This is a genomic window from Arthrobacter sp. 10N410, assembly GCF_056394945.1.
The window spans coordinates 204,161-216,298 of record NZ_JBFTIP010000004.1 but is presented as its reverse complement, the minus strand read 5'-3'; the positions used below and the strand labels follow the sequence as shown (position 1 = coordinate 216,298).

General features: G+C 68.9%; 12 protein-coding genes. 7 read left to right on the top strand and 5 right to left on the bottom strand.

What is annotated here, in order from left to right; all coding sequences use genetic code 11:
- Positions 1 to 5: 5 nt before the first annotated feature.
- Positions 6 to 1,502: a threonine/serine exporter family protein gene (locus AC1DB8_RS12010; RefSeq protein ID WP_441418252.1), complete on the top strand. Its 1,497-nt coding sequence runs from the start codon at positions 6 to 8 to the stop codon at positions 1,500 to 1,502.
- 166 nt (positions 1,503 to 1,668) lie between these two features.
- Here AC1DB8_RS12010 and AC1DB8_RS12005 read toward each other — a convergent pair whose 3' ends face one another.
- Together AC1DB8_RS12005 and AC1DB8_RS12000 are read right to left on the bottom strand one after the other, a co-directional pair.
- A complete protein-coding gene (locus AC1DB8_RS12005) occupies positions 1,669 to 2,508 on the bottom strand; it encodes a siderophore-interacting protein (RefSeq protein ID WP_441418253.1) in 840 nt (279 codons plus the stop codon).
- A gap of 26 nt (positions 2,509 to 2,534) precedes the next feature.
- Positions 2,535 to 3,239, bottom strand: a complete 705-nt coding sequence (locus AC1DB8_RS12000) for a uracil-DNA glycosylase (RefSeq protein WP_441418394.1) — start codon at positions 3,237 to 3,239, stop codon at positions 2,535 to 2,537.
- Positions 3,240 to 3,423: 184 nt separating this feature from the next.
- On the opposite strand from AC1DB8_RS12000, the gene AC1DB8_RS11995 reads away from it, so the two are divergent.
- The 6 genes from AC1DB8_RS11995 to AC1DB8_RS11970 all read left to right on the top strand — a co-directional run bounded on the left by AC1DB8_RS11995 (position 3,424) and on the right by AC1DB8_RS11970 (position 9,410).
- Positions 3,424 to 3,747, top strand: a complete 324-nt coding sequence (locus AC1DB8_RS11995; RefSeq protein WP_441418254.1) for a DUF3263 domain-containing protein — start codon at positions 3,424 to 3,426, stop codon at positions 3,745 to 3,747.
- 91 nt (positions 3,748 to 3,838) lie between these two features.
- Positions 3,839 to 4,486 carry a LytR C-terminal domain-containing protein gene (locus AC1DB8_RS11990; RefSeq protein ID WP_441418255.1) on the top strand — a complete coding sequence of 216 codons (648 nt, stop codon included), beginning with the start codon at positions 3,839 to 3,841 and terminating at the stop codon, positions 4,484 to 4,486.
- 173 nt (positions 4,487 to 4,659) lie between these two features.
- On the top strand, positions 4,660 to 4,863 hold the full coding sequence (locus tag AC1DB8_RS11985) for a cold-shock protein (protein WP_175322015.1): 204 nt from the start codon (positions 4,660 to 4,662) through the stop codon (positions 4,861 to 4,863).
- A gap of 86 nt (positions 4,864 to 4,949) precedes the next feature.
- On the top strand, positions 4,950 to 6,176 hold the full coding sequence (locus AC1DB8_RS11980; RefSeq protein ID WP_441418395.1) for an ABC transporter substrate-binding protein: 1,227 nt from the start codon (positions 4,950 to 4,952) through the stop codon (positions 6,174 to 6,176).
- A gap of 297 nt (positions 6,177 to 6,473) precedes the next feature.
- Entirely contained in the window at positions 6,474 to 8,111 is a 1,638-nt protein-coding gene (groL, locus tag AC1DB8_RS11975; protein ID WP_175322016.1) for a chaperonin GroEL, read from the top strand.
- 258 nt (positions 8,112 to 8,369) lie between these two features.
- Positions 8,370 to 9,410 carry an RNase H family protein gene (locus AC1DB8_RS11970; protein WP_476893152.1) on the top strand — a complete coding sequence of 347 codons (1,041 nt, stop codon included), beginning with the start codon at positions 8,370 to 8,372 and terminating at the stop codon, positions 9,408 to 9,410.
- Between the two features lie 33 nt (positions 9,411 to 9,443).
- Here AC1DB8_RS11970 and AC1DB8_RS11965 read toward each other — a convergent pair whose 3' ends face one another.
- The 3 genes from AC1DB8_RS11965 to AC1DB8_RS11955 all read right to left on the bottom strand — a co-directional run bounded on the left by AC1DB8_RS11965 (position 9,444) and on the right by AC1DB8_RS11955 (position 12,136).
- Positions 9,444 to 9,731 carry a WXG100 family type VII secretion target gene (locus AC1DB8_RS11965; RefSeq protein WP_441418257.1) on the bottom strand — a complete coding sequence of 96 codons (288 nt, stop codon included), beginning with the start codon at positions 9,729 to 9,731 and terminating at the stop codon, positions 9,444 to 9,446.
- 129 nt (positions 9,732 to 9,860) lie between these two features.
- On the bottom strand, positions 9,861 to 11,423 hold the full coding sequence (locus tag AC1DB8_RS11960) for a sensor histidine kinase (protein ID WP_441418258.1): 1,563 nt from the start codon (positions 11,421 to 11,423) through the stop codon (positions 9,861 to 9,863).
- A 2-nt stretch (positions 11,424 to 11,425) separates the two neighbouring features.
- Positions 11,426 to 12,136, bottom strand: coding sequence for a response regulator transcription factor (locus AC1DB8_RS11955; protein ID WP_175322020.1), 711 nt, complete (start codon positions 12,134 to 12,136; stop codon positions 11,426 to 11,428).
- Between the last annotated feature and the right edge of the window lie 2 nt (positions 12,137 to 12,138).

Here is a 12,138-nt window from a genome sequence, read left to right as displayed (position 1 = left end):
CCGGAATGACCAAACCACCCGACGGCCGCCGCGGGCCGCAGACGGACGGCCTGCCCCGGACCGAGCCGATGTCGCCCCTGCAGGTGCGCCAGAACGCCGCCGCCAAACGCATGCTCCGCAGGCTGGTCCAAGGTGAGAACCCGCCCACGGCACCGCTGAGCATCGTCGACCGGCTGGCCGGCAGCCCGTACGCCAACCCGATGATCCAGGTCGGAGGCGTGGACACCTCCGCCCGCAAGACCATCGACTTTGCCCTCAAGCTGGCCGAATCGATGTTCCGCTACGGCGCCGGTGCCCTCGAAGTGGAAACCAGCATCATCGCCATTACCGCCGCGCTGGGGCTGAAGAACATCGAGGTGGACATCACCAACCAGTCGGTGGCCATCAACTATGCCCCGAAGGACCAGACACCCATTACGCTGCTGCGCGTGGTGCGGTCCTGGACCAACAACTACGCCGGCCTCGCCCAGGTCCACCAGTTGGTCACGGACATTGTGGCCGGCGGAGTGGGCCGCGAGGAAGCGGTGCGCCGGCTCGAAGAGATCACGCACAGCTCGAAGCCATTCCCGCGCTGGATGGTCACCGTGGCCTTCGGCGTCTTCTCCGCGGTGTTCGTCGGCGTGCTGGGCGGCGGGGTGGCCGCGTCCGGCATCGCCTTCCTGTCCAACCTGCTGATCAGCCTGCTGGCGCGGCAACTGGGCCGCTGGCGCACCCCGGACTTCTTCATCACGGCGTCCTGTTCCTTCGTTGTCACCCTGATCGCCCTGCTGCTCTGGCGCTTCGGCAGCCCGCTGGGAATCCAGATCGCCCCCGCCATCGTGGTGGTCGGCGGAATCCTCCTGCTGCTGCCCACCGGTCGGCTCGTCTCCTCGGTGCAGGACGCCATCAACGGCTTCCCGGTGACCGCGGCCGGCCGGTTCCTGTCCACCATGCTGACCTTCGGCGCGCTGGTCTCCGGGATCGCCGTCGGCTTTGTGGTGGGGGCGATGACCGGGATGCAGTCCATTGACGTCACCGAAACATTCCCGCCGAAGTATCCTTTGTGGGTGCTGGTGCCGTTGGTGGCCATCGCGGTCGTCGCGATCGGCGTCACCGAGCAGACCTCGCTGAAGCTGTTGCTGCCGACGGCGGCCGTCGGCGTCGTGGGTCATCTGGTGCTGATCGGGGGAACAGCCATCGGCATCGGTCCCCGGTTCGCCCCGGCCCTCGCCGCCGTGGTCATCGGCCTCCTGGCCCGCGTGGTCGCACTCCGGATGGGGGCCCCGCAGCTGGTCGTGGCGGTGCCCGCGGCGCTCATCCTGCTGCCGGGGCTGACTATATTCCGTTCCATGTATGTATTGACGATCGAAGAGTCCGAGATCCTGATGGGAGCCGGCGGGATGCTCAATGCCGGGGCAATCGTGCTCGGCGTCGCGGCCGGCATTGTGCTCGGCGACACCCTCGCCCGGCCGTTGACCCGGAGCCTGGCCAGCAACGAGCGGCGCCGCGCCCGCCGCCGCTAACGACGGCGGAGATGGCTCGTCTGCCTACGAGCTGAAGCGCCGCGTTTCCCCACCTTCGCCGGGCTCCGACGGCGTGTCAGCCCGCCGCGCCGGGCTGTCCCGGCGTCGTGGCGGCAAAAGTGGGGAAACTCCGCGGCGCCAGACCGCGTCAGCCGTGGATGGCTGGCTAAATCTTGCCGATCGGCAGCTTCTTTTCGGCCTGGAAGTCGTCCTCCACCCGGCCACTGGCCCAATACCCGGAGAGCGAGACCTGGCCACGTTCGAGGCCACGGTCGGCAAAGAACACCGGGCGCAGGGCCTTCATGTAGCCGCGCTCCCCGTGCGCGAAGACCTGCACTCGGCCCTCGGGCCACTGCGCGCCGCGTACGGCGTCCACCAGCAGGGTCCCGCTTCCGGCCGGAGTCCCGCGGCGCAGCAGCCAGCGCAGTTCCACCCCGGCCGGGGCGTCGATCGCCAGGACGTCGGCGTCGCTGTCCACCTCCAGGAAGGCCAGACCGCGGGCATCCCGGGGGAGTGACTCGATCGCGGCGCTGATCGCCGGCAGGGCGGACTCGTCGCCCGCGAAGAGGTACCAGTCCGCCGCCGGGTCAGGGTTGTAGCCCCCGCCCGGCCCGGTGAAGACAAGGCTGTCCCCGGCCTGTGCGGAGGCGGCCCACGGCCCGGCCAGGCCCTCATCGCCGTGGATGACGAAGTCGATCGCCAGCTCGCCCGCCGCCTCGTCGACCCAACGGACGGTGTAGGTCCGGGTGTGCGGCCACTCTTCCCGCGGGTGGGACTCCCGGATGGCCCAGAGATCCAGCGGCTGCGGATAGTCGACCCCCGGCTGCGGGAACGCGATCTTGACGTACCGGTCCACGTAGCCGTTGTTGACGAAGGCAGCGAAACCCGGGCCGCCGGCGACGATCCGGACCATGTGCGGCGAGAGCTGCTCGCGGCGCAGGACCGTGAGGTTGGTCTGCGGCCGGGAGTTCCGGTTGGCGGTGGTTGTGGCGGGGACGGAAGTCATGGAGCTAAGCCTAGCCAAGAACCGGGTCAGGGCAGCGGCGGCAGTTCCCAGTCCACGGTGCCGTCACCCTGGGCGGTGAGCAGGTCATTGGCGCGGCTGAAGGGGCGTGAGCCGAAGAACCCGCGCGAGGCCGAGAGCGGGCTGGGGTGGGCGCTGGCGATCACGGCGGCCGAGCCCAGCAGTGGCCGCACGCCCTCCGCGTCCTTGCCCCAGAGGACCACCACGAGCGGCGCGGGGCTGCCGTCGTCTCGGCGCCGCTGCGCGACGGCCCTGATGGCGGCCGCCGTGACGGCCTCCCAGCCCTTGTTCCGGTGCGAACCGGCTGCTCCGGCCCGGACGCTTAGGACTCGGTTGAGCAGCAGCACCCCCTGCTCCGCCCACCGGCTGAGATCACCGTGGACGCGGGGCGGCAGCCCGAGGTCGGCGTCGAGCTCCTTGTAGATATTGGCGAGACTGCGCGGGATCGGCCGGGTGCCGCCATCCACCGCGAAGGACAGCCCGACGGCGTGACCCGGTGTGGGGTAGGGGTCCTGGCCCACAATCAGAACCCGCACGCCGGAGAGCGGCTGCCGGAAGGCCCGGAGGATGTTCGACGGCGCCGGCAGCACCTCATGGCCGTCGGCCGTCTCGGCGGCGAGGAACGCGAGGACCGACCGCAGCTGTCCCTCGACCGGTGCCAGCGCCGCGGCCCAGTCCGGCGCCACCAGCCCGTCCAAGGGGAGGTGCGCCATCGCCGCGAGGTCCACCGCCTCTGCGGCGGGGTCAAGTTCGAAGAGCGCGTCGGGATTAGATGAATCAGGCACGGCTTCATTCTCGCAGGAGCCCGGGCAGCCGGCCGGGCCGGCTAAATGACAAGCCTGTTATTCGGCCGTAACATGTGGGGGAGACCTATCGGAACGAGCCAGGGAGTGTGCAGTGGCCGAAGCAGCACCCGAGTACCTGTCGGCGGATGACGCCGACGCCGTGCTGGCGGCAGTCTCCGAAGACTCGCCGTTGAGCAGCCGGGAGCAGCAGATGCTTGCCTTGGAGCGGCAGTGGTGGAAGTACGCCGGCGCCAAGGAACAAGCCATCCGGGAACTCTTTGACCTCTCCGCCACGCACTACTACCAGATCCTCAACGCCCTGATCGACACCGAGGCGGCGCTGGCCCACGATCCCATGCTGGTGAAGAGATTGCGTAGACTACGTACGTCACGACAACGTGCCCGCACTGCACGCCGTTTGGGCTCGGACGCTTAAGAGCACGTGAGGTCCGGCCGGAAGCGCGGAATTTCGCGCGGATTCCGGCGTCGGGCCATCAGCCAGAAATCAGCAAGGACGTCGTTTTACCATGACCAAGTACGCACGGGATGAATTTGATCGGGTCCCGGAGGCCTCCACGCGCCAGGGTGTCCACCGGACGGTCGCCGCTCCCGGTGCCCGCCGGCTGGGCCCCGTCCTCGCCACCGGCGCCGCGGCCCTGGTAGTCGGCCTCGTCGCCTTCCTTCTGCTGCCCAAACTGGGCTTTGGTCCCGCCGGTGGCTCGGCCATGACCGCGGACCAGGCCAGCAACAACGCCGCGGCGTCGCAGGCACCCACAACGTCCGCCGGCTCGAAGCCGTCCCCCAGCAGCCAGCCGACCGGGAGCCTCGCCCCCGCGGGCTCCAAGCCCTCCGCTTCTGCAACGCCGAGCGCCGCCGCGGACCAGTCCGGGGACCAGAAGCTTGACAAGACCCAGCCCGTGGCGATCTACAACGGCACCACGACGCCGGGCTTGGCCGGTCGCGTCGGCTCCAGGATCTCCGCCGCCGGATGGGTCCAGGGCCCGCTCGGCAACTGGGGCGGCGCCCCCCAGCAGACCTCGGTCGTCTTCTACAACGGCCCGGCGCAGAAGGCCAACGCCGCAGAGTTGGGTTCCCTCCTCGGGATTGGCACCCTGGTGGATTCGGCGGAATTCCAGATGCCGCTGGTCATCGTCCTCGGCCCCGGTTTCAATTAGCCCCAGGCTGGCCGCCGGCTTCGGTTACGCCTGAATAACTATTCCCGGCCGGGCCGGGACCCTGCCCGGGCACCGGTGGAAGGCTGTGGGTAGAGTGTCTGCGGACTTCATTTCGCATAACGCGGCGCACATTGGGGTGGGCCGTTCGCAAGCTAGCTGAAAGTGTGGAGAACATGGCACTGGGGACCGTCAAGTGGTTCAACGCCGAAAAGGGCTACGGGTTCATCACCGTCGACAGCTCCGGGGCCGACGTCTTCGTGCACTGGTCCGCGATCGCGGGCGAAGGCTACCGTGCTTTGGCTGAAGGCCAGCGGGTGGAACTGGAAGTCGGCGAGGGCGAAAAGGGCCCGCAGGCCGAAAGCGTCCGGCCCGCCTAGTGGCAGTCTCCGCTGCGGCAGCTGCCCCGAAGAGCGATGGCCGCCGGCGCAAGCTCCGGCGGTTCAGCCGTGCAGCGGCCGCCGGCGTGGCCGCAGCCGTGGCGCTGGCCGCCTGCGCCGGTCCCACCGGCAATGCCCGGGTGGATGCCGCGGAGGCGAGCGGCGACGGAACGCTGCGGATCGGCCTGATCCTGGACAACACCGGCCGGCAGGACTTCCTCAATCCGCCCCAACTGGCGGCGGCGAAGCTGGCGGTCAAGGAAATCAACGCGGCGGGCGGCCACAAGGGCAAGCCCGTGGAACTGCTGCCGGAGTCCATCGGTACGGACACCGCGGCCCAGGCCAAGGACCTGGTGGCGGCCAAGGCCGACGTCGTGATCGGGCCCACCGACTCCAGCCGCGCCGCCGGCGCCATCGACGTCCTCTCCCGCGCCAAAGTCGCCCTCATTTCACCGGCCAACACCGCACCGGGGCTCAGCTCGTACAAGAGCGGCGGCTACTACTTCCGGACCGCGGCCGCCGACATCGCGCAGGCCTCGGTCCTGGTCAAGCTCGCCCAGGACGGCGGCGCCAAGACCCTTGCCGTGGTGCACGAGGAAGGCGACTACGGCAAGGACGTCTCCGTGGCCGTCTCGGCGGCCGCGAAGGCCGCGGGCCTGGGCACCTCCGTCGACGCTGAATTCAAGGCCGGTCAGGCGCAACAGGCGGCCGCGGCGGCCAAGGCTGCCTCGCCGGACGCCGTCGTGCTGGTGGCCCGGGACGGTGCCCAGGGCGCCATTGCCGAGCTCAACAACGCGGGACTGTCCGGAAAGAAGCTCATCCTCAGCGACGGGGCCGTAAACCAGTACGGCGACGGCCTTGGCTCCAAGGCGCTGGACGGCGCCCGCGGGGTCCTGCCGGGCACGTTCCCCTCCGCGCACTTCCAGGCGGAACTCGTGGCCGTCGACCCGGGCCTGAAGGACATGGCGTTTGCCGCCGAGACGTACGACGCCGTCAACCTCGCCGCCCTCGCCGCCGCCGCGGCGGAGGACGACGCGGGGACCTCCATCGCCTCGAAGCTGGTCGCAGTGTCCGGCGGAACGGCTGCCGGCACCGGGGCCCCGTCCGGGGAAGCCGCGGCCTGCAAGTCCTACCAGGAATGCGTGGCCGCGCTCCGCGCCGGCAAGCGCCCCGACTACGACGGCGCCTCCGGCCCGATCAACTTCGACAGCAACGGCGACGTCACCGCCGCCGCCTACATGGTCTACAGCTATGGCCCGGACAACAACGCCGAGATGACCGGCAGCGAAACCGCCCGCAGCGCCGGCTCCTGATCGCTCCTAGCGAAGAGCGCCCGGCGGGGCGCACCCTGACCTCACCACTGCTTGCACTCTCCCCGGGGGAGTGCTAATTATGGAGTTAGCACTCCCGCGTATTGACTGCTAACTCGACGCCCCGGTTCGCCCGGTCGCGTGGAGGCGGCGGACGGGCCGGGAGCGAGAGAAATACCTGGCTGGGGTGAGATCCCCGGCCCGGCGGCGTACAGAGGCTGCCGGGTTGGAATCGTCCGTCGCGGGCACCGCAGCGCAAGGTTCATTCTTAACGACTGTCCCGAAAGGACTACTGCCGTTATGGCCAAGATCATTGCATTTGATGAAGAGGCACGCCGCGGTCTTGAGCGGGGCCTGAACATCCTCGCCGACGCCGTCAAGGTCACCCTCGGCCCGCGTGGACGCAACGTCGTCCTCGAAAAGAAGTGGGGCGCCCCCACGATCACCAACGATGGTGTTTCCATCGCCAAGGAGATCGAGCTGGACGACCCTTACGAGAAGATCGGCGCCGAGCTGGTCAAGGAAGTTGCCAAGAAGACTGACGACGTCGCCGGTGACGGTACCACCACGGCAACCGTGCTGGCCCAGGCCCTCGTCAAGGAAGGCCTGCGCAACGTCGCGGCCGGCGCTGACCCGCTGTCCCTCAAGCGCGGCATCGAGAAGGCTGTTGAAGCGGTCACCCGCGAGCTCCTGGCTTCTGCCAAGGAAATCGAAACCAAGGAAGAGATCGCCGCCACCGCGTCCATCTCCGCAGGTGACAACGAAATTGGCGCCCTGATTGCCGAAGCCCTGGACAAGGTCGGCAAGGAAGGCGTCATCACCGTCGAGGAGTCGAACACCTTCGGCCTCGAGCTGGAGCTCACCGAGGGCATGCGTTTCGACAAGGGCTACATCTCGGCCTACTTCGTCACCGACGCCGAGCGTCAGGAAACGGTCCTCGAGGATCCGTACATCCTGATCGTCAACTCCAAGATCTCCAACGTCAAGGAACTGGTTGCAGTCCTCGAAAAGGTCATGCAGTCCAACAAGCCGCTGCTGATCATCGCCGAGGACATCGAGGGCGAGGCCCTGGCCACCCTGATCGTGAACAAGATCCGCGGCACCTTCAAGTCCGTCGCCGTCAAGGCTCCGGGCTTCGGTGACCGCCGCAAGGCACAGCTGGCCGACATCGCCATCCTCACCGGCGGCCAGGTCATCTCCGAGGAAGTCGGCCTCAAGCTTGAGACCGCCGGCCTCGAACTGCTGGGCAAGGCACGCAAGGTTGTTGTCACCAAGGACGAGACCACCATCGTCGAAGGTGCCGGCGACGCCGACCAGATCGCCGGCCGTGTGTCCCAGATCCGCGCCGAGATCGAGAACTCCGATTCCGACTACGACCGCGAGAAGCTGCAGGAACGCCTGGCCAAGCTGGCCGGCGGCGTTGCAGTCATCAAGGCCGGTGCCGCAACCGAGGTTGAGCTCAAGGAACGCAAGCACCGCATCGAGGACGCTGTCCGCAACGCCAAGGCTGCTGTCGAAGAGGGCATCGTCGCCGGCGGTGGCGTGGCCCTGATCCAGGCCGGCGCCAAGGCGTTCGCCAACCTGCAGCTCGAAGGTGACGAGGCAACCGGCGCGAACATCGTGCGCGTAGCCATCGACGCCCCGCTGAAGCAGATCGCCTTCAACGCCGGCCTCGAGCCCGGCGTTGTGGTGGACAAGGTCCGCGGCCTGCCCGCGGGCCACGGCCTGAACGCAGCAACCGGCGAGTACGTCGACCTGCTCGCTGCCGGCATCAACGACCCGGTCAAGGTCACCCGCTCGGCCCTGCAGAACGCGGCTTCCATCGCCGGCCTGTTCCTCACCACCGAGGCCGTTGTGGCCGACAAGCCGGAGAAGAACTCCCCGGCCATGGGCGGCGGCGACGACATGGGCGGCATGGGCGGCATGGGCGGTTTCTAACCACCCGGCTTCCAAGCCCTGAACGCCTGAACTGACGGTTCTCCGTCAGCGACGGCACGTTCGACGACGGCGGTCCCACCACTGGTGGGGCCGCCGTCGGCGTTTAACCCTTCCGCCCCGGGGCACCTTCCCTCAAGTGGTGGGGTGGTCGGCCGGACGTTCTCTCGGTTGGTGGGGTGCTCTTACCCGGTGTCGGCGCCGGTGCCAGTGCCGGTGGTGCGGGAGCGTCGGGCGGCGGAGGTCTGGCAGGATGGTGCAGTGACGATTACAGCAGCGGCCGACGGTTCGGCTTTAGGAAATCCCGGCCCGGCCGGATGGGCCTGGTACGTGAACGACGACTGCTGGCGTGCCGGCGGGTGGCCGCACGGGACCAACAACCAGGGGGAGCTGATGGCCGTCCTGGACCTCTTCCGGGCCACGGCGCACCTTCCGGGCGAGGACCTGCACATTCTGTGCGACAGCCAGTACGTCATCAACTCGGTGACCAAGTGGATGCCCGGCTGGAAGCGTAAAGGCTGGCGGAAGTCCGACGGCAAGCCGGTGCTCAACGTTGAGCTGCTCAAGGAGATCGATCAGGCGCTCACCGGACGCAAGTACACCTTCGAATGGGTCCGCGGACACGCCGGCCACGACCTCAACGAGGCGGCGGATGACCGCGCCAGGGCCGCCGCCACCGCCTACCAGCAGGGCGTCGCGGCCCGGCAGGGCCCCGGCTTCGTCCGAGCCGGAGACGTTGCCGCCGCCGGCGTGCAGACTGCCCCCGCCGCGCAGCAGGCTTCGGCCGCGCCGGCCCCGGCCTCAGCCCCGGCGCAGTCCCGGCAGGCATCGTCCGCTCACGCCGGAACGCGGGAACTGATCGCTGAGCCGACGCTGTTCGGCGAATCCAGCCTTTTCGCTGAGCCGGATCTCTTCAGCGAACTGGAGGAGGAATCCCGCGTTGCGGCGGCCGGCCCGGAGCAGAGCCCGGAGGCAATCGTCGAGGCGCTGGAGCGAGAGCTGCTGCTCCCCGAGACGCGCTCGGATCTGGGGCGCACAGGAGTGCTGCTGCACCCGGACTTTACCGAGATCGGCAGTTCCGGACGGCTCTGGACCCGCGACGAGACGATGATGGCCCTCGAGGATGATCCCGGTGTGCCCGCCGAGCTGGAGCTTCTGGCCGCGGACCGCCTCAGTGAGGCCGCCGTGCTGCTCACCTACCGCGGCCACACCCGCACGGGGACGGCGTTGCGCAGCTCCCTGTGGGTCCTGGACGGCGCGCAATGGCGGCTCCGCTTCCACCAGGGCACTCCCGAGGCCTAGGGGGCACACAGGGCCGCGGGCGGGCCTCCGCCGCTAGCTGAACCGCTGGGCGTTGCTCAGCTCGGCCTGGGCGTAGCTGGCCGCGGCGGATTTGAGCGCGAGATTGATCGAAGCCAGGGAGGCCTCGACCTTGCCCTGGGTCAGGGTCCATTCTGCGAGCAGGGCCTGGAAATTGGTGGCGGCCGACCCGCGCCAGCTCGCCTGCAGTTCGTCCAGCCCGTGCCTCATGGCCTGCACGTCGGCGCTGATTCTTTCCACCGTGGCCTGGACGTTGGCGGACTTGAGCTGGAGCAGTTCGGTATCGACGGAAATGATGCTCACGGGAGGGCCTTTCACGGGTGCCGGGGATGAGGATGTCCGGATTTTCCGGACACTGTCAGCCTAGGAAGGCGCTGCGGCCTGCCCCAGCGGAGAAGCCCCCTATGTGGAAAACCCGCCGCACGGAAAGGGTTACCCGCGCGCCGCGCCGCCCGACCCCTGGCCAGGCTCCACGCCCGCATTAGCGCCGGACTCAGCGCCGGACTCAGCGTCCGGCTCAGCGCCTTTCAGCTCCGCTTCTGCTGTCTCGGCCTCCGGCGGCTCCGCTTCGGCCAGGAACGGGAGGCTGACCACCAGGGTGGCGCCGCCGCCCTCGGTCGGCTGGACACGGACCGAGCCCGAGTGCGAGCCGACGATGGCCGCCACGATTGCCAGTCCGAGGCCGCTGCCGCCGGTCTCCCTGGTCCGGGAAGTGTCCGCACGGTAAAAGCGTTCAAAGATCCGGGCCGCTTCGTCCTCCGAGACACCCGGCCCGTGGTCACGGACTTCGATCACGGAGCGGCGCGTCCCGTCGGCGTCGGACCGCACCCCCACGGCGAGCTCGATCGGGGTGCCATCCGGGGTGTAGCGCAGGGCGTTGCCCACGAGGTTGCCGACCACCTGGCGCAGCTTCGCCTCGTCGCCCATCACCGGGGCCGACGCCCCCGCGCCGCCGTCGAGGCCCCGGAGCGAGATCACCCGGCTGCGGTCGCTGGCCTGGGTGTCAACCACGGCGTCATGGGCCAGCAGCAGCAGGTCCACCGGCTTCTGCTGCAGCGGGCGCTGTTCGTCGATCCGGGCCAGCAGCAGCAGGTCTTCCACCATCGCACCCATCCGCTTGGCCTCGCTCTCGATCCGGCCCATCGCGGTGGCGACGTCCTCCGGCGTGGCCAGGGCGCCGTGCCGGTACAGCTCCGAGAAGCCGCGGATTGTGACCAGCGGGGTGCGCAGTTCGTGGGACGCGTCGGCGGCGAAGCGGCGCATCCTCTCCTCGGAGGCCATCCTGGCGGCAAAGGCCGACTCGATATGCGCCAGCATGGCGTTGAGGGACCGGCTGAGCCGGCCGACCTCGGTGTCGGGGTTCTCGACTTCCACGCGCCGCGAGAGGTCGCCCGCGGCGATGGCGGCCGCGGTCTTTTCCACCCGCGCCAGCGGCCGGAAGGACCGGGTGACGGTCCAGGTGGCAATGAAGAAGGCCAGCACCAGGGTCAGCAGCCCGACGCCGACCACCACGAGCGCGGCGTGCTCCATCACCGAATCCACCGGATACAGCGGCAGTCCGATCACGACGACGGCGGCGCGCTGGTTGCCGTCCAGCACGTTGACGGCCACCACCCGCCAGTTCCGCCCGTCGGTGCCGCGGACCTGGAACGGAACCTCGCCGCGGTCGTGGGCCTCCTGCGGCGCGATGCTGCTGATGGCCGGCCGTGAGCCCTTGCTGCCGCCGAACACGTAGGCGGACTGGCCCGGGCTGAAAAGCATCAGCGAATAGTCGGTGGGGACGTTCGGGTTCTGGTCCTGCAGCTGGCTGAAGGATTGCTGCTGCCGGGCCGATCCCACGGCGGCCTTGAGCTTGTCATCGACCTGGCCCTGCAGATAGCTGTGCAGCAGGGCAAGCGTGCCCGCGCCCGTGGCGGTGAGGGCCACGAGCATCAGGGCCATCATGATGGCGACCAGCTGCGACCGCAGCGATGCCGCCTTCCATCGGTGCAGCAAGGTCAGCGCTTCTCAGCCGTCCGGAGCACGTAGCCGACGCCCCGCTTCGTCTGGATCAGGGCCGGCGCCGCGGGGTCGATGTCCACCTTGCGCCGGAGGTAGGAGATGTAGGACTCCACGATCGAGGCGTCGCCGTTGAAGTCGTACTCCCAGACGTGGTCCAGGATCTGGGCCTTGGAGAGCACCCGGTTCGGGTTGAGCATGAGGTAGCGCAGCAGCTTGAACTCGGTGGGGGACAACTCGATCACTGTGCCGCCGCGGCGCACCTCATGGGCGTCGTCGTCGAGCTCAAGATCGTCGACCCGGATGACGGCGTCGTCGTCCTGCAACGGCTGGGTGCGGCGCAGCACGGCGCGGATGCGGGCCACCACCTCGTCGAGGCTGAACGGTTTGGTGACGTAGTCGTCGCCGCCGACGGTAAGGCCGGTGACCTTGTCCTCGGTGTCGTCCTTGGCGGTCAGGAACAGCACCGGGAAATGCTTGCCCGCGGCGCGCAGCCGGCGGGTGACGGTGAACCCGTCCATGTCCGGCAGCATCACGTCGAGGACGGCGAGGTCCGGGGAGTGGAGCTCCGCGGCGGCGAGGGCATCGCGGCCGGTACCTGCGGAGACGACTTCGAACCCGGCGAAGCGCAGCGAGGTAGAAAGCAGCTCGCGGATGTTGGGTTCATCATCGACGACGAGCAGCTTGGCTTCGGGACCGTTCTTTTTCATGG

Excerpts from the sequence above, each read along its gene's own strand:
- AC1DB8_RS12010 (WP_441418252.1), top strand. The coding sequence starts at position 6 with ATGACCAAACCACCCGACGGCCGCCGCGGGCCGCAGACGGACGGCCTG.
- AC1DB8_RS12005 (WP_441418253.1), bottom strand. The coding sequence starts at position 2,508 with ATGACTTCCGTCCCCGCCACAACCACCGCCAACCGGAACTCCCGGCCG.
- AC1DB8_RS12000 (WP_441418394.1), bottom strand. The coding sequence starts at position 3,239 with ATGGCGCACCTCCCCTTGGACGGGCTGGTGGCGCCGGACTGGGCCGCG.
- AC1DB8_RS11990 (WP_441418255.1), top strand. The coding sequence starts at position 3,839 with ATGACCAAGTACGCACGGGATGAATTTGATCGGGTCCCGGAGGCCTCC.
- AC1DB8_RS11985 (WP_175322015.1), top strand. The coding sequence starts at position 4,660 with ATGGCACTGGGGACCGTCAAGTGGTTCAACGCCGAAAAGGGCTACGGG.
- groL (WP_175322016.1), top strand. The coding sequence starts at position 6,474 with ATGGCCAAGATCATTGCATTTGATGAAGAGGCACGCCGCGGTCTTGAG.
- AC1DB8_RS11955 (WP_175322020.1), bottom strand. The coding sequence starts at position 12,136 with ATGAAAAAGAACGGTCCCGAAGCCAAGCTGCTCGTCGTCGATGATGAA.